The organism is Spirochaetae bacterium HGW-Spirochaetae-1 (genome assembly GCA_002839375.1).
Classification (GTDB): domain Bacteria; phylum Spirochaetota; class UBA4802; order UBA4802; family UBA5550; genus PGXY01.
This window is the reverse complement of sequence record PGXY01000012.1, coordinates 24,871-43,430: the sequence shown is the minus strand read 5'-3', so window position 1 is coordinate 43,430 and position 18,560 is coordinate 24,871. Positions and strand designations below refer to the sequence as shown.

The 18,560-nt window shown below is 45.3% G+C and carries 11 protein-coding genes; 5 read left to right on the top strand and 6 right to left on the bottom strand.

The window, feature by feature from the left end; translation table 11 throughout:
* Nucleotides 1-45 precede the first annotated feature (45 nt).
* Entirely contained in the window at nt 46-2,538 is a 2,493-nt protein-coding gene (locus CVV44_22695) for a hypothetical protein (protein PKL35187.1), read from the bottom strand.
* A gap of 1 nt (nt 2,539) precedes the next feature.
* On the bottom strand, nt 2,540-5,428 hold the full coding sequence (locus tag CVV44_22690; GenBank protein ID PKL35186.1) for a hypothetical protein: 2,889 nt from the start codon (nt 5,426-5,428) through the stop codon (nt 2,540-2,542).
* A gap of 642 nt (nt 5,429-6,070) precedes the next feature.
* Here CVV44_22690 and CVV44_22685 point away from each other — a divergent pair.
* Both CVV44_22685 and CVV44_22680 read left to right on the top strand, forming a co-directional pair.
* Nucleotides 6,071-6,523 carry a cyclic nucleotide-binding protein gene (locus tag CVV44_22685; protein PKL35185.1) on the top strand — a complete coding sequence of 151 codons (453 nt, stop codon included), beginning with the start codon at nt 6,071-6,073 and terminating at the stop codon, nt 6,521-6,523.
* Nucleotides 6,524-6,935: 412 nt separating this feature from the next.
* Nucleotides 6,936-7,328 (top strand): hypothetical protein, encoded by a 393-nt coding sequence (locus tag CVV44_22680; protein PKL35184.1) that lies wholly within the window; start codon nt 6,936-6,938, stop codon nt 7,326-7,328.
* Between the two features lie 157 nt (nt 7,329-7,485).
* Here the strand turns inward: CVV44_22680 and CVV44_22675 are convergent, their stop codons facing one another.
* Entirely contained in the window at nt 7,486-8,079 is a 594-nt protein-coding gene (locus tag CVV44_22675) for a hypothetical protein (GenBank protein ID PKL35183.1), read from the bottom strand.
* Nucleotides 8,080-8,374: 295 nt separating this feature from the next.
* On the opposite strand from CVV44_22675, the gene CVV44_22670 reads away from it, so the two are divergent.
* Both CVV44_22670 and CVV44_22665 read left to right on the top strand, forming a co-directional pair.
* Nucleotides 8,375-8,749: an anti-sigma factor antagonist gene (locus CVV44_22670; protein ID PKL35182.1), complete on the top strand. Its 375-nt coding sequence runs from the start codon at nt 8,375-8,377 to the stop codon at nt 8,747-8,749.
* A gap of 355 nt (nt 8,750-9,104) precedes the next feature.
* Nucleotides 9,105-9,995, top strand: coding sequence for a hypothetical protein (locus CVV44_22665; protein ID PKL35181.1), 891 nt, complete (start codon nt 9,105-9,107; stop codon nt 9,993-9,995).
* A 16-nt stretch (nt 9,996-10,011) separates the two neighbouring features.
* Here the strand turns inward: CVV44_22665 and CVV44_22660 are convergent, their stop codons facing one another.
* Nucleotides 10,012-11,607: a sodium transporter gene (locus CVV44_22660; protein PKL35180.1), complete on the bottom strand. Its 1,596-nt coding sequence runs from the start codon at nt 11,605-11,607 to the stop codon at nt 10,012-10,014.
* A 148-nt stretch (nt 11,608-11,755) separates the two neighbouring features.
* On the opposite strand from CVV44_22660, the gene CVV44_22655 reads away from it, so the two are divergent.
* Nucleotides 11,756-15,460 carry a hypothetical protein gene (locus CVV44_22655; protein PKL35179.1) on the top strand — a complete coding sequence of 1,235 codons (3,705 nt, stop codon included), beginning with the start codon at nt 11,756-11,758 and terminating at the stop codon, nt 15,458-15,460.
* Nucleotides 15,461-15,512: 52 nt separating this feature from the next.
* Here the strand turns inward: CVV44_22655 and CVV44_22650 are convergent, their stop codons facing one another.
* Both CVV44_22650 and CVV44_22645 read right to left on the bottom strand, forming a co-directional pair.
* Nucleotides 15,513-16,451 (bottom strand): hypothetical protein, encoded by a 939-nt coding sequence (locus CVV44_22650; GenBank protein PKL35178.1) that lies wholly within the window; start codon nt 16,449-16,451, stop codon nt 15,513-15,515.
* A gap of 168 nt (nt 16,452-16,619) precedes the next feature.
* Nucleotides 16,620-18,548, bottom strand: a complete 1,929-nt coding sequence (locus CVV44_22645) for an aldehyde:ferredoxin oxidoreductase (protein PKL35177.1) — start codon at nt 18,546-18,548, stop codon at nt 16,620-16,622.
* Nucleotides 18,549-18,560 lie beyond the last annotated feature (12 nt).

Here is an 18,560-nt window from a genome sequence, read left to right as displayed (position 1 = left end):
ATTTACTGTCAAGCAGTAACCGGTATATATCTTATCCGATTATATTTAATTAAAATCGGTACTAACACCTTTTTTAAATGTGTGAAAAATATTTTCGATAACCTGCTGCAGCTCTTCGAACTGGTATGGTTTTGCCATCATTCCCATGAATCCATAGTCGGTGTAGTGAGACATAATTGGATCATTTGAATATCCGCTTGATACGATTGACCGCACATTGCTGTCAATTGATTTTAAATGACTCAGCGTTTCCACTCCCCCCATTCCCCCGGGAATCGTCAGGTCCATAATGACAAGATCGAAGGGCATCCCTTCTTCAACTGCCTTTGCATAGTACTCTAATGCCAGCTCTCCATTCAGGGCAGTTTGCACATGGAATCCCAGGCGGTTCAGCATTCGTGTCCCCGTGTCAAGTATCATGGGATCATCATCCATGAGAAGAATTTTTCCGCCCGCAAATATCTCCTTTTTCTCCAGGTCGTTATCCCCGCAAATCTTTTCTCCCGAGGCCGGGAGATACATTGTCACCGTAGTCCCCGATCCCTGTCTGGATGTGATGTCGATGTGGCCGTTATGTTTCCTGATGATGGAATATACAATGGCAAGGCCCAGACCACTGCCGTTGCTTTTCGTAGTAAAATATGGATCAAAAATTCTTCCCAGAGCCTCTTCGGATATTCCTTCGCCATTGTCCACAATGGAAATTTTTACATAATCCCCATTCTCAACAGGTAAATTGTCCTTGTTTGAAATTGAAATGTTCTCCATTACAACAATGATTTCACCGCCTTCGGGCATGGCCTGCAGAGCATTTATCACGCAATTCTGCACTACCTGGCTGAATTGTCCCCGGTCTACATCGGCGTGCCACAGCATCTTATCCACATTATACCGGCACTTAACCCTGGAGCCGGAAAGAATAAATGCGATGGTTTCCTTCACGAGTGATGTTATATCGGAAATTTTTTTTATGGGGGCCCCGCCCTTGGAAAAAGTGAGAAGCTGTTGTGTCAGATCTCTTGCGCGCAATGTTGCCTTCTCAGCTTCACGGAGCGTTGTACGAACAATAGTATTATCAGAAACATCTATCTGCGCCAATGATATATTCCCCAGAATCGCCGTCAGCAGATTGTTGAAATCGTGAGCAATTCCACCGGCAAAAACTCCCAGTGATTCGATTTTAGAATTCTTGACAACCTCCTCTTCGAGCCTTTTACGTTCAGTGATATCCACCGCCGAGATTAGAATGGCCGGTTTCCGGTTATATTCGATAATAGCGCCGACATATTCAATCCAGATGCACTTGTCCCCCCTGACTACTGCCTTAATCTCATAGGTCGCCCCCATAACAGCGCCGTCAAGCCGGGAACTCTGTCTTTCTTCGGAAATGTCGCGATAATCGGGATGTATGAGATCCAGGAAATTCAAACCTTCAACCTCTTCCAGTGCATATCCCGACAGTTTTGAAAAAGCCTGATTCGCATAACAGAGCTTATTATCCTGCAGGATAAAAACGGCTGAAGGAATATGTTCTGCGAAAGTCCGAAACTTGTTCTCGCTTTCCCTGAGAGATTCTTCGGCCATTACCCGTTCGTGAACGTCGTTGGTGACACCCAGTATTCCCACTGATCCATCGCCGTTCCTGATCATAATACATGAAGAGGAAACGTAGCGCTCGGCCCCATCCCTGCAGAGAACCCGGTATTCGAGATACACTCTACGGCCAATCAGGAGGTCCTGATACTGCAGCAGGAGGTTCGGCAAATCATCGGGATGGATGTACTGGAAAAATTTCCGGCCGGTTATTTCATCGTGATGATATCCCGATAGCTTGAATATTGCCGGGCTGATATAGGTGAATACATTGTCGGCATCCAGTTTAAAAATAACTTCATTTATGTTTTCCACCAGGGAACGGTATTTTTCCTCCGATTCCTTCAGGGCAATTTCAATTTTTTCTTTTTCCTTAATGTCCTTCTCAAGCAGGGCGTTGATTTCCTTCAACTCCGCAGTTCTCCTGTGAACCAGGCTCTCCAGATTAACCTGATATTGCAGCAGTTCATCCTCAATTTTTTTTCTTCCGGTAATGTTTCTGATAACTCCCTCAATACCGGCCGGCGTTCCCGTATCATCGAAGTAGATATGCGAGGAGGTCTCAACAAAGACCGTTTTCCCATCTTTTGTTTTAAGTGATACCGGATAATTGGTCACCCTCCCATTCCGTAAAATCAAGGCTTTCAGAGTATCGCGTTCCTCCGGATTTTTATAGGCTTCATTGGCAATATTGAGACCGACCATATCCTCATATTTCTCATAGTTAAGCAATTTCAGACCCGATGGACTTATTTCCACCAGGTTCCCATGTATGTCGGCACGATAATAGACATCTTCTATGTCTTCAAAGACCGTACGATAATTCTGTTGAGTCTTTTTTAAAAGCTCATTTTCTCTTGTCAGTCGTTCCACTTCACCGGCAAGATTCATCACGTCTTCTCTGCCTGCCGATAAATCCGCTGATAGTTTGTTTATTTTGCTCATACTAATCCTGGCCTGATGCAATATATTTTTTTATTATCAGTTTAATTTCTTTCATGGCGATTGGTTTTGTTATATAATCATCACACCCCGCACGAATACATTTTTCCATATCATCCTGCATGGCATGGGCAGTTATGGCAATGATGGGCGTATGCGTATTCACGGCCCTTTCATGTTCCCGGATCAGCCTGGTCGTTTCATAACCATCCATCCCCGGCATCTGGATGTCCATCAATATAAGATCATAAGGCGTCCCCTGCCTTATTCTTGCTATGGCATCTATGCCATTGACAGCAATATCCACGGTAAAACCCGCCTTTTCCAGCATGCGCTGAATGAGTTTCTGATTGATGACATTATCTTCAGCTATAAGAATATTGAATTGAGTTCCCTGCTCGACTGCAGAATCTACGACTGTCTGTCTTTTCTCAGCAGGGGCCGAAGATATATGCGGCAGAGTAAAATAAAAACAGGAACCCCCGCCTTCCGTTCCCGGGGAATCAACCCATATATCCCCGCCCATGAGCTCCACCAGAAACTTGGAGATGGTAAGTCCAAGCCCGGAACCGCCATATTCCCTGACTGTGCTGACATCACCCTGCTGAAAGCGTTCGAATATTCGATCCTGTTCAATTCGGGAAATTCCTATTCCCGTGTCTTTAACAAAAAATTCCAGCAACTGCCCTTTTATCAGATAGCCATATTCGATATGGCCGGTTTGAGTAAATTTAATTGCGTTTCCCATGAGGTTGTTCATTACCTGTTGAAGACGATGGGGATCACAGATAATATTATTCTCCAGCTTATGAAAATTCGGTTTTAATTCAATATTTTTTTTCTGCTGAACAATAGCTATGCGTGCGTTCGATTCCACGTTATACAGTATATCAGGGAGATTGCAGCTCACTTCATGGAGCTCTATATTACCCGACTCGATCCTTGACAGATCAATGATATCATTTACCAGGGAGAGAAGTAGGTTGCCGCTTTCATGAATAATATGGATGTAATCCCTGTTCTCCATATCCGTTTCATCATCAAGCATGAGCTCAGTATATCCCAGTATGGCATTGAGTGGTGTACGGATCTCATGAGACATGTTCGCCAGGAAAGCGCTTTTCAGGCTGTCGCTTTTTTCCGCCCTGAGTTTTTCCTGCTTCAGCGCCTCCTCGGCAATTTTCCTTTCATGAATATCGACAAGAGTTCCCACAAGCCGCATGGGAACGCCGTTTTCGTCCCATTCGACAACACGGGCATTTCCCTGGAGCCACTTCCACCTGCCTGATTTTGTTTCAAGCCTGAACTCAAAGCGTGTTACAGGATGACTCTCGCTGGTTGTAAAAAATATGCTCTTGAGAAAATGCTCCCGATCATCGGGATGAAGACGTTTCATCCATTCCTGAAAGGACGGTTCAACCTCGCCTACGGAAAACCCCAGGATCTCATAACCCCGGGAACTGAAATGCACCTCGTTGGTCAATGTATTAAAATCCCAAATACCGTCGCTGGTGGCTTCCATGGCAAAATTAAGCCTTGCCTCGCTTTCCTGCAGCATGGTTATGGATCGTATATTGGAAATCGAAACGGCAATCTGTGAAGCGAGCCCCTTCATAAGAATTATTTCGCTGTCAGTGAAGGTATGTCTGACATGAACGTTTCCGAGACACAATAGTCCCAGGGCCTCTCTCTTGTAACGGACAGGAATGCAAACAAAAGACTCTCCTCCCAGTTTATTATGTAAATCCCTGAGTTCAAGAGAGAATTTTTTCTTTATCTTATTTACATCATTAATGATCAGGCAACCGTCATCAGAAAATATGATTGTCGCCAGTTCGGTATAGTTATTATCCTTTAAATTGATAACACTTTTTTTCAGCGCATCCCGGTCCGTAAGGGAAAAACCATATCCTGCTTTAAAAAGTATGGTTCCGCCGTCTTTATCAAAAAGCATGATCATCCCCCTGTCATAGGGCAGATGCTTATTAAGTATAAGCGCTACAGAATCGAGAAGAAGATCAATATCGAGAATCGCAGCCGCGGCCTGTCCGATATCCTTCATTATTGCCGCGTTTCTGTATCTTTCGTTAATTTCAAGTATATATGATCGGGCCGATTCCCCCTGTCGTCCCAGTCCGTCCCGCAATTCCTTGTTTTCGATAAAAAGGTATATCAGTTGGATGATGATATTGCCGGCTACTATTCCGCTGATCAGCAGGGTTCGCACGGGAGCCGCGAGCATAACAATGGCAACGGGCACGATAAAAGAGGACAGAGCGGTAAAAATATTTCTCACGAGCCTGATACTTCTGCTTATGCTGCGATCCCAGTTAACTTCATACATGCAGTAAGGGTCACCCCGGTGATAGCACAGGGGATGACGCACAGTTGCGGCTTTTTCTGTAAAAAGCAATGGAATCGATTCGAATATGCCCAATCGGTAATCGCATTGGAAAGGTTTCTCCACCACACCCGGTGCCGGACGGGAAATAATCTCTGCCCTGCTGGATCCTGTTGTTTTTGCGTCAATCAAGGCTCCAAGACTGTATAGATTATAAAATTTTGCCAGCATCCGGAATACACTGCTGATACTTATCATGCCGAGAAGATACTGTTTTACGATGCCCACATTTTTAGCCGATGATGCGAACCGGCCTGCTTCAATAAAAAGATTTTCATTCCCTGTTTCTTCCAGCAACGCTTCACAGAATTTATCTCCCTGCTCCTGGGTAAGCCAGGTTGAAGAATCAAGCATGTCGGCCATGGAAAGTCCTGATCTTGCACAGACAAAATTTATATCTACATGGGGATAATATTGTTCAGTGTATTCTATAAGTAGCTGGAAAATCTTACTATTATAAATTCTTGAACTGCTGTCATAGGGAAATGACATTTGCTAATCCTTATATTAATTGGAATATGGGAAATGCGGTCAATGCAAGTATGCCGGATTTAATAAATTATGCAATGATATTTTCCAATATAAAATCCATGGGAAGAATTTATTTTTATCACACCTGTATTGTCTTCATAAAAGTGTTTTTTATGGGCACCTCTAAAAATAAGGTTTTTCCATTAACTAAAAAATGAAAAAACCTTATTTTTCCTATGCTTGTACCCACAAGGGAACTTCCAAAATCTAATTTATAGAGGTTCCCTTATTTTATATTGACTCGTGCTTCTGTTGATGATAGTTTTTTGTTATACCTATAGAGGGGGTGACAATATGACTCTATTTCGAAAATCCAGCCTGAAAAAAAGAGGCCATTGCTCCCGGAGAATGTTCATGAGGCGTGTCAGCCAGCGCCGTATTGTGGATCTGCATGATACCATAACGGACGACAGAAGAAATGACAACACTATCCAGGACAGGCGAAAACATGAAAGGCGCTGGGACGGATAATCAGCGGCAATGAAATATCATCAGTTATACTGTTGCAGCAATCCATTATTTTAACAATAAAACTTTCTTGCATAATTTAAGCTGCTCAAGAAGAGTAAGTATGCTCTCCGATAAACAGAATAGAATCCAGGAATGGGGAAAACACAAAAGCGAGGATTGATGGCCAGCAGTAAACACGTTCGTTACTTTCAGAAAGGGGAAAGAATCATCCGGGAAGGGCATCAGGAACAAAAAATGTACATCATCCTGGAAGGAAATGTTGTCATTACACTCGATGCCGGTGGTGATGAAATAGAAGTCGCCAAGTTGAAAAAAGGCGACTTCTTTGGGGAAATTTCCCTTTTTGAAAAAATACCACGGAGCGCTACAGCTACAGCTCAGGACAACGTCAAGGTCGTTTTCATTGAAAATGAAGATCAACTGAAAGAATTTCTTCTTAAAAATCCCTCTTTTGCGGCAAAAATGGTACACATTCTTGCCAAGCGGCTTGCTAAAACCGACAAAATACTGATAGAGGAATTCAGGGAAAAAAACAAGTTACAGGCCATGAAGGACATGTCTGGCCTTCACTATTTTCTTGACTGAACTTACCTGCTTCCCATACTCAGTTTTCTTACTTCTCTTTTCAATTCGATAATCTCGGTCATGAGATTGCTGAATGTCGAGTACATTCCCTTTTCCTTCGCATCCTGAGCCTGGATCTCCTTTTTCTTTAAAATGATTTCCAACTGATGTAATTTGTTTGGTTGAATCATGTAATCCTCCTCAAAATTAAAATCATTTAATATAATAATTTTTTTAAAAAACGGCAACCATTTACATCAATATTTTATCAATAATTTTGTTTTTTTTAATAAAAATAATATAGGATATTTTGATATCAGAATCAAATAATTTGCATATTTCAGCATTAATAAATATAATTGACTTATTTCATTATTTTTAAACGAATGAAAAGGAAAAATACGGTTACTCTAATTTAAACGGATATACCACCATGACAAAAAATCAACTGCGAGAATCCATTTTTAATTCAGCGGATGAAGGTCATATTTCATGCGCCAGAGCCTTCACTATATCAGAGGAAACATCCGAATCTCCACAAGAAACGGGCAGAATGCTTAATGAGTTGAAAATCAAGCTTAACCGCTGCCAATTGGGACTCTTCGGCTATGGAGAAAAGGGAGTTAAGAAAAAAATAATACAGCCCAATGTACAGGTGACTGAGAAACTGAGCCTGGCCATCAAAGGCTCCCTCACTGATGGAAAATTATCATGTAAAAAAGTCTGGGAACTGGCGGAAAGAATGAAAGTCAGCCGGCTTGATATTGCCAACGCCTGCGAAAATATGAATATCAAAATCAATAAATGCCAGTTGGGTGCATTTTAAAGATTTATTCATTATATAAAAAAAACCCAGAAAGGCGGTTTTGTGATTGACTTTAAAAAAAATTGTAATATATTATAAATGATATATGATTTTGTATGTCGATTCGGGGGTAACCCCTATCTGACGCCTCATGGAGACATGAGGCATTTTTTTTCCGCTATTCCACCCACACAATGCTGTCATAATTTTTTATCTGCTGTCCCTGGAGGTATTGCTTCCATTTTTTACTCACCAGGGCACCCTGCAAATCAGCCCCGCGGAGATCTACACTGGATAGATTGACTCCACTCAGATCCGCTCCCTGTAAAATGGCCCCCCGCAGGTCAGCGCCGAAAAGATTGACGAGCCGAAGATCAGCCTTACTAATCTTTGAATTCCGCAGATCAGCCCTGACAATATCCGCACCGGTGAGTTTTGCTTTTTCCAGGTTGGTATTTTGCATTTTGGCGTTTTCCAGATTGACATCCCGCAATTCCGCCTCGACTAGTTCAGCATCGCTTAAATCGGCATTTTTCAATATGGCACCACTGAGGTTGGCCCTTCTGAGCTTCGCCCCCCGCAAGTCTGCATCGCTGAGATTTGCATCCCGGAGATCAACGCCTTCCAGATTTGCAAAACATAAGTTCGCCCCGTGCAGGTCTGCCCCTCTCTTTATTTTATTAACGGCATTTTGATCATAGGGCATTGATGTGCAAAACATCATTAAAGTACCGCAAAACAGGAACATCAGCATGAACGAATATAGTTTCATAAAGACCTCTCATAATTATCCTGCATATTCTTTATTATTTTTGTCATGCAGTCAATCTGTTTTACAATCTCTTAAGGGAACCTCAAATTTTAATTTTAGATATTCCCTTATTTGAAATAAATCCGGCATCCCCAATAATCTGCCGGGATCATTTTTTATATTAAATTTTTTGTATAAATTCTCAAAAACCTTCATGTGACATAATATTTTTCTTGACACTAAAATAATATCATGCCCTATTGTACAGTTGTCGATAAATATATAGACGACGTAACAAAATCATAGGTGGAACAACATGAATCAAAGGACAAAAAACATCGGTGACATTACCATTGTTTACCTCTCCGGACGTCTGGATATTTTCGAATCAGAAATGGCAGAAAAGGATATCGTGTCCATCCTTGAAAAAAACGAGGACTCTCACATTATTCTGGTTCTGGAAGACCTTGATTATCTCAGCAGTTCGGGATTGCGGATATTCATTTCACTAAAACGCACTCTCGAGTCACGGGGTCAGATGCTTCTTCTCTGCAATAAAAATAACAACGCCGTTAAGATATTCTTTAAAATTGTCAACATCAAGGACATGTTCACCATTTTCGAAACAGAGGATGAGGCGGTAGGATATCTTTCTGGATTGCAGGCAAATAATGCAATAAAAATTGCCTGATAGAAAGCGGTATCTAATTCTTGTTATTTGATTCGAATTCAAGCTTTTCAATAATGTAAGACAACTTGAGAGCTTCATAATTGACAATGGACTGCACATCACCCTGGTGATTTTTCAGATAATTAATCCTGAGGGTAAGTTGATCCAGCCTTTTATTGTAGTCCCCGAGAGAATCAAAGCGATACATAATGCCACCTCTTTCTTGTAATTCTCAACTTAATTAATTATCGGCAGCTGTGAGACTGAAAATAAGTGCCGGCTGACAAGATTTTTATTGACATTATCTATTTTTCATACATTATAGACCTGACGAGTCCGGTCTATCTATTATGCAAAATTAAAGGTAGGGTCATGCATGAAACAGTCAACTAAAGATATCTTTGTTAAACACGGTTGGAGGGTGGACAGAGCTATCCATAATTATATTTATTTTCGATATTACTATCCTTACATTAAAACACTCACAACAGGCGTTCTGACCCTTAAAAATATCATGTGGTTTCCCCCCTTGAAACCCGTGGCCAACTTTGTTTTTCACCGGTATCATTCCAAGGTTTTATCGGCCGGTGATGTGAAAAAGATCTTCGCCTTAAACGAAGATGTCCGCATTATTTCCGATGAAAATAAAAAAATTATCCCTTACAAATACGCCACAAAAATCATTTTTCAGGATCCCGAGAATATAACCGTCATGGATTGTCCCTGTAAAAAGTCCACCAAGGCTCCGAAGGAAGATATCAATTCCTGTTTCATGGTGGGCAAGGGAGCCGCCTTCTGGCTCGACAGCTGTCAAAAATACAATCCGAGAAAAGTAACCCAGGCAGAAGCGCTCGATATAATACAAAAGATGAGAAAGAAAAAATATATCAACCAGGCCTTTTTCAAAGTAGCTACCGGCGGATGTACGGGAGTTATCTGCACCTGTCACCCCGATCATTGCCTGAGCCTCATTGCCACGAAGTTCACCCGCGTCATGGGAAACACTGTTGTTCCCGTATCAACAACGGCGGGGTATTCCATAACCCACGATGAGAATAAATGCAAAGATTGCGGAACCTGCCTTGATTTCTGCCACTTTCAGGCTATCAGCATTGTCGGGGGAAAAAGAGTTTATACCGGCGCCGAATGCCGCGGCTGTGAACTCTGCGTTGAAAACTGTCCGAACGGAGCCCTGTCACTCTACGTGGATCCGGAAAAGCCTCTCCCCCTGGATCTGGATGCCGTCAGGGCCGGAAAGGTTAATTGACACATGAATGCCCCCTCTACGTCAGCACATGCTCAAGACATAAACTGATAATGATAATCACGATAAACCAGCCCATGAGTATCAGTGAATATTTTTTGAGAAAAGAATAATCACTTCGATCGACAACCCGCAGTGTTTCCTGCCGTGCTTTATCATGGGGCAGCGGGACAATAAAGGTGACAGCCATCCCGGTGAGGACAGTCATAAAAAAACCCGTACAATTCCACCACATCCACGAGATGGAATCGTGAAAAAATATCCACAGGACGATATTCAAAAAAACACCCGAAGCAAGGCCCGTGAGCGCGCCGCCCTGCCCCGCCTTCCGTGACAGGAATCCGAGAATGAATACTCCGGCAACGGGACCATAGAAGGCGGAACCGATTTTATTCACCATCTCGATTACCGTGTCAGTTCCACCGGAAAACCAGAGTGCGCAGAGTATAGTAAAAACTCCCCAGCACACTGTCATGAGCCTTGCGATAAATATTTTAGCCCGATCCCCCTTTTCCGCAAGATGCGGTCGTATGGGGATGATGATGTCCTCCCAGGTGGCTGCGCTGAGGGAATTAATTGCTGAATCAAGGCTGGACATGGATGCGGCAAAAATACCGGCGACGAGGAGACCGCGCATTCCCGCCGGCACATAATCCCTGAAAAAAACAGGCATGAGATAATCAGCAGGCAGTCCGTTCACAACTTCGGCAAAGGAGGCATGTGATGCCAAAAAGGGCACCATGAGAATACCCGCACAGCAATAAGTCAGAACAAGAGGAAAACGGAGCAGGCTGTTGATGAGAAGAGACCTGGCCGCAGTACGGTCATTCTTCGCGGTGAGGAGCCTCTGGGCCTGGCTCTGATCGCATCCATAATAGGAAATATACAGGAAAAGTCCTCCCACAAGCATGGGCAAAAAGGCAAAAGAATTCCCGTCACCAAGCCCCGTGGCAGTAAAATCAAATATCCTGAATCTTTCATTTGTAAGGTTATGCAGACCAGAGGGCTCCAGGAGAACAATGAGAATTCCGATGAGAACAAAAGAGCTTATCCATAATACGGCAAGCTGCATGATATCGGAATAGATATCGGCCTTGATGCCTCCCATTGACGTATAAAGAAGCGAAACAGTCCCGATGATGATGATGGTGAGTGTAAGCGGTATCCCCATGCATACGCTGGTTACATAGGCGGTTGCCAGCAGGGCCACGCCCGTAGCCAGGGATCTGCTGACGAGGAAGACCAGACTCATGGTCAGGCGGGTATGATAGCCGAATCGTTTTTCCAGGTATTCATAGATGGTGATTCCCTTCACGGATCTGACGAGGGGCATCACGAAAATGATTATGGCGATCATGGCAAGGGGGATAGCCATTTCATACTGAAGCCAGACCAGTCCTCCTCCCTTTTTGACGGCGATAAAGGCCGGAGCTCCCACCAGGCTTATGGCGCTCACCTGGTTGGCCGTCATGGAAGCTCCTGCCTGCCAGGCCGGGATAACGCGTCCTCCCAGGTAATAATCATCATGATTTTTCTGCGATTTTCCCACCAGATAGCTCATAAGGACAACGGCTGAAATATAAAGGCCAACAATAGCCCAGTCAATCAATACCATTATTACCTCCCTGTGGCTAAAATTGGTTGCCAATTCCCCGCATATCTTTTAATAATTGCTCAATGCTGCTTGTTCATTAAGCCTATTTGCTATATTTTCTCGGCTTTCTCGATAAATACAAAAACAGCATTCCAGGTGATAAATTATAATGAAACACAGCATACATATAGTCGCAATAACCTGCATTCTTTTGTTAACGGGTGCCGTTTCTCCTGCCCGAGACGCCCAGAAAAACGTGCTCTTTCTCGGTCTCTCTTCCAATGATAAAAATAATATAGAGGATATAAAAAAAATCAATGACCTTTTCCTCGAGGATATTCAAAAAACGCTGCATGGCAGAATATCCGTCATCAACCTGAGCGAGCCCTACGCGTACAGCGTACAGCGGGATATTGATACTATAGCCGCCGCCAATCGTTCCGGCTGGGTGATATACGGTTCCGTAAAAATTGACGAAGCCAGAAAGGCCCGGGTGCGGTTATACCTCTATGATTCCACCCGGAAAAAAGATGTCATCGACAGGGGATTTACCACTGCGCTCCGACCCAATGCGGTCATATCATCCAACCTGGAATACTGCTATTCCTACATCGGGGACTATAAGGGATACTTTGCCAATGTCGGAAACATCAAAAACACCGCGTCCAGAATCGCATTCATTGATTTTAACATTTCCGGGGATTCCGGTTCGGAATACCGGAAACTGAAGTCCCGGCTAAAACAGCACATGGAACAACACCTGGGGGCCCATCTCACTGTTGTAAAGGATGAATCATATCCTTTCATCAACATGAACAGTGAACAATACCGTTCTGAAAAAAGACTGTCGGCCATCAGCAGCGCAATAAAATGCGACTGGCTCGTTACGGGCCATGTTTTCAGAAACGATGAAAACACCGACCATAATGTCATCGTCCAGCTGTTCAATGGCAGGACCGCCGGTTATCAGAACGTAATTCAGATTTCAGCACCGGATTTTTCCACGGCCGTATTGCTGGCTCAGAAAAGAATGGAAAGTTTCCGTCTCACCATGTCGATCGCCTCGGGCTATTCCCTGCATCCGCCCACAGACATGCGATATATCCGTGATATGTCATTCCTGGGGATGAGCTCCATTGACCCGAACCACACGACTCCTTACAGTGTCTATTCACGCGGAGACGAAGTTGTCATCGGTGCCTACGGCCTCATAAGCCGCATCGATGACTCGGGCAGAATTCGGGGAAAGATCGGCATGCCGGGGTCCGATATGGGCGAATTCCAGGTCCCCATGAAGATTGACGGTGATGGCAGCGGCACTATTTTTGTCCTTGATACATCGGGAAAAAAAATAATATTGTATGATAAAAGCGGCTCCCCGGTCCGCGAGATATTCCACAACGCGGCGGCAGCTCAGGATTTTGCCGTATCCTCGGCGGGGTATGTTTTCGTCCCCGATAATCAAAAATCACTGATCCTGGTCTACAACAGCGAAGGCATGCACATCAGCAGCATTCATCTTAACGGCGAGACTCCGGTGACCATCACGACCTTTAACGGCAAACCGGTCATCATATCCGATAAAGATAATTTCTATTGCCTGACCTATCTTTCGGAACACGGCCAGGTGCTGAGAAAAAGGACCATGGGAATAAACCGTTCCTTACTGCTCATATCCCGCTGCACCATGGATAAAAATGAGAACCTCTACGGGGTAGATGTTTCCAAAAACATCATATTCAGGATTGATAAAGATGACAGTGTCCGGTGGATCACAAGCGAACTCCCCGGGAATGACCGGAAATATTTCAACGTGCCCTATGATATTACGGTCAGCGCCGACGGGAACCGTCTCTATGTCGCCGACATGCAGAATAAAAGGATCGTCTGCTTCAACGTCCTCAAAAACCTGAAAGAGGCAAAGTCCGCGGCGGTATACATGGTCTTTTCCCGCAAGCACCCGGCAGGCTCATCGCAGGCGCTGTATTACATCAACATGGCCCTGTCCGTCGACCCGAAATATATGCCGGCAATCCTTGCCCGGGCCGAATATTATTCAGCTGTCGGTCATTTCCCCACGGCAATTGCCCTCTACGAAAAGGTCCTCCAATACAATAAGAATAATTCGGCGGCTAAACGGGGCCTGGATAAAAACCGGCTTGCCCTGTACGGAGAGTATGCCCGCTTTCATGAAATGAATTTCCGCAGCGCCCTTGGAACAGGCCCGGAAAGCGCCCGTCCCCACTATGAAAAGTCCGTGCAATATTACGAGATGGCGCTGAAGCTTTCTCCCGCCGACAATGCCCTTAAGAGCAGGTATGATGCCGTCGTTGCGCTCTTCAATAAATCTCAGGGCGTCGTGGAAGTGAAAAATGCCGAGATTGAATCCATTTCCCTCCAGGTACTCTTCAGTTCCCTGTACAAATTCTATACGGACAATCCCCTGGGAACGGCAGTTATACGAAATACCACGGGACACACCATTGACCGCATCTATGCGGAACTGCTGCTGAAGGATTACATGGATTTCCCCACGGATTCGCGTTCTTTCCGTCAGATACAGCCCGATGATACGGTACGGCTGGACCTTTATGCCGTTTTCAACAACCGTATTCTCGGTATAACCGAGAATACGCCCATAAATGCCCAGCTCACCATAAGGTACTCAATCAAAGGGAAAGAATACAGCATCTCTCGCAACGAACCCATCAGCGTATACAACCGTAATGCCATGACCTGGACTGATACCCGGAAGCTCTCCTCCTTCATCACGACAAGGGATACGGCTGTGAAGATATTCTCCCGCACCACGGCACAGCAGTTTCGCAACCTCCGCCCCAAATTCATGAATACGGCGCTGCAGAATGCCATTGAAATATTTGATACGCTGGGCACCTTCGGCATTACCTATGTCAGGGACCCGCGTACGCCCTTTACGACCTTCTCCCGGCAGAAAAATCTTGTCGACCATATTCAGTACCCTCGCGAGACACTGCGATTCAGGTCCGGAGACTGCGATGACCTTACGGTCCTGTACTGCGCTCTCCTTGAAAATCTGGGGATAGAAACCGCCCTCCTGACCGTTCCCGGACACATACTCATGATGTTTAACACCGATGTCTCCGAAGCAAATAAAAGCAATGTTTCTTCCGATGACAGCCGTCTTGTCATCTACAAAAACAGCGTGTGGATTCCCGTGGAAACCACGGCCATGGGAGAATCCTTTCTGACTGCATGGGACAAGGGACTTCAGCAATATAGAAAATTTGCCCGCAATGACCAGATTGAGGTTATCACATCCAAGGAAGCATGGCAGCAGTATGCTCCGGTAACGCTGGACGACGATGGCTGGGAACCGAAAATTCCCGGCATAGAGGAAACGGACCGTTTATACCACGGCGACATTAATACCATCATTGAAACGGAGTTGACCCGCCGGATTAAGGTTCTGGAAAACTCCCTGCAACAGGACAGCGGCAACAGCAGAATTTACAACAGCATCGGTGTAACGTACTCCCGTTTCGGTAAATACGACCAGGCCAGGTCTTATTTCGAAGAGGCCCTCAAGCTCGATCCTGGCTATTTCTCGGCGACCAACAACATGGGCAATATACTTATGCTCGAAGGAAAGTTTGACCAGGCCCTGGTATTCTTTGAAAAAGCCAGGACTATCCGGCCCGATAATCCAACGGTACATGTTAACATGGCCCTGGTATACGGGAAAATGAACCGACAGGAAAAGTCCCGGGAGATGATGCTCATAGCCCTGCGTCTCGATTCATCCCTCCATAAACAATACGGATTCATGCTGGAAACGGAAACGCTGAAAGCCGGGAAGGTGGACGAGGCAGACCCTGTCTGGGCGGACAAATGATACTGTGCCCCGCAGCAGTCAGCCGCAGTACTGCAGGCGGCTGTTTTTGTTTCTAATCTTTTTTCTTTCCCACCATCGCAGCTGCATCGCGGGCCACAGAGCTGGCGGGATACCTGTCCAGAATGAGGCGGTAGTATTTCATGGCACGTTCCTCGTCGCCGCTCAACATATATGAACCGGCAAGCATGGAACAGGCTTCGGGAACCAGGGGGTCGTCGGGAAATTCGAATATAAATCTGCTGAGCAACCCGATGCTGTCCCGATATGCGCCGGTGTTGTTATGGGCCAATGCCGTTATTAAAATGACTGCTGAGCGTTTGTGCGGTGAAGCCTCATGGTCGATCATGAGGTGATCGGAGAGTTCCACGCATTTCGCGTAACTGCCCAGGTTGTAGTACGAAATGAAAAGCATGTAGGTACCGTCATCCTTTTCCGAACCTGTCATGTTTTTCACTGCCGGTTCCAGCAGAGCCACGGTACCTTTATAGTCCATCTTTATAAAAAGATCCTTTGCCTTATCCAGCGGTTTTTCTGAAGACGACTTCTCTTCACCGGTGAGATCATCGGCCCATACCGGGGAAGAAGAATCATCCATTTTCTCTCCACGAACAGCAACAATCGTGGTAGAAGAAACATACTTCTTCCCCGTGAGGATATCCCCCAGGCGGGTACGCAGATTCGACAGACCGTCGGATGCGCGGAACTTGCCGGATTGTGACATTTCTTTCAGCGGTACAATCCGGTTTTCAGCGATCGTTATTCTTCGGCCGTCCTTTTCCAGGACTGCCCGGGAACGGTCTCCTGTTTTTATAATAGCGTCGTCGTGAAGAAACAGTCCATCCTTTACTGCGGTCCATTCTTTTAATTCCGCATTCCTGTATGTTACTGTACCGGCCGTCAAAATGACACGGTAAGCATCATCTGCGGCAAAAATATCCGGTGATAGCAGCAAAGCTGTGATGACAATGGTCGCCTGTACGAATCTTCTCATCGAATTTATTACCCCTCACGCAAAATGATGCACCTATTGATTCAATTTGCATGCAAATGACGGTTAAGGCAAGAAAAAAAATGAAAGCAGTCAGCGGCGAGGAAGAAAAAACTGTCCATGGCGGTGAATATCGAGCACGATATTCACCGCTCATGAAAGGATTATTTTTTATTTTTTTATAAACATATTCACATCAACAAAGTCAATACCCATTTTCTTTAACGTTTTCTTTTTGGGTATCCCGTTTTTGTCCCATCCTCGAAGTTTGTAGTACTTGGGTATCATCTTGTCCAGACGGACAACCGATTTTTTATTATTCGCAAGGAGCGGCACATCGGTAAAGCGTTTCGCCAGTGTATCAAACTCCTTGTCAATGCCTTCCCGGAGATTAAAAAGTTTTTCCATAGTATACCCCCGGGCACCGGCCATCATGAACTTGCCGAAATCCATTTTCATGCCCGTGGCATAATTTATCGCCTTGGTGTGGGGAAGCATGGGCAGATGGAACTTCATCAGCCCCTTGGGCATTGTGTAGGTAAAATTTATCAAGGGCCAGGAATAGGTCAGCACCTTGGTAATTATCTTTGAAATAAGAAGGTGACCGGGAGCTTTGTAAGCAATACCGGGAACAAAGGTCCAGGAAGTGAACAGGCAATTACCGGCCGCGCTTATTACAGCCAGCAGGTCCTGGTCAAGCGTTACCCATCCCGGTTTTGAGCGGTAATGGAACTGATCCAGCGTTACCGGACCCGTCGCTTCGAAAAAAATCAAGTACCCTCCATCGAGGTGACATCCACCTCGGCTTGCCGTGGCATATCCCAGACCATGCCCCACAGAAGCGCGCGGCTCATAGGCGGCCAGCTCAAGTCCCTTGGCGTGGGGCGCGAAATCCTTGCCGCCGTATTTTTCCGAAAGGAAACGGACACCCTCGGCCAGGTCATTGCCAATCCCTTCCCTGTAGGCAATTTTTCTCAATATTTCTGATATATTATCCTTTTTCCCGAATTCGATTCCGGTTTTCCACATTCCTTTTTCATTGAGTTCGGCGGCAAATCCTATAAGAGTCCCAACCGTGATAGCATCTATACCGAGATGATCAAGCTCCATATTCCATCGCAGGATAGCTTCCATATCGTTGATAAGCATGTTTGAACCGAGAAGGCAGAGTATTTCATATTCCGGTCCTTTTACATCCTTGCCGTCAATATTCACTACACGTCCACAGCGGATTGGACAGGAGGTGCAGCCATAGTTTTTAACAAGGAACTCATCGGCCAGGCGCTCGCCGCCGATCATGTAGGCGTCCTCGTAGGAACCCCGGGAAAAATTTTTCGTCGGCAATGCGTTTTTCACTGAGAGAGTTGTTAAAAATCCAGCGGTTCCCAGTTTCGGCGCCTGGTCTCCCGTGGCGGGATGACCCTGCAGCAATTTAATCCATTTTTTAATATGCTCCTTATATTTTTCCGGTTCCTCTATTTCATGTTTTTTGCTTCCCCGGGCCACCATTCCTTTCAGGTTCTTATATCCCATGACGGCGCCCATACCGGTACGTCCGTGACTGCGTTCCTGGGATACAACCGTGGCAAATTTAACCAGGTGTTCACCGGCCGGGCCTATTGCCATGGTCCCGCCCTTGCCCATGGCTGCCTGGGCATCCTGGGTGTTCATGCCCCACAGGTGATCGGCGTTTTTTATCTGCACATTGTCATCTTCGATTTCAATATATACATGCTGCTTCGACCTGCCGCGGACGAGCATACCATCCCAGCCTGCCTTTTTCAGGAATATACCGAAATTACCACCGCTGTTGGAGTGGCCGATAGCACCGGTAAGAGGGCTCTTGGCGGAAATGTCGTACCGGCTGGAGGAAGGAGCTCCTGTTCCGGTCAGCGGTGATGTCATCACCACAAGGATATTATCGTCAGACATGGGATCTATCCCGGACTTTAGTTCATCCCATAAAATTTTGGTGCTGAGATATCTTCCCCCGAGGAACAGTTCACGATCCTTGTCGCTCACATTGTACTCACCGATTGTTCCTTCAGTCAGATTAATATCCAGCATTTTCCCCATGTACCCTTTGAACTTGCTAGCCATTGCTAACCTCCT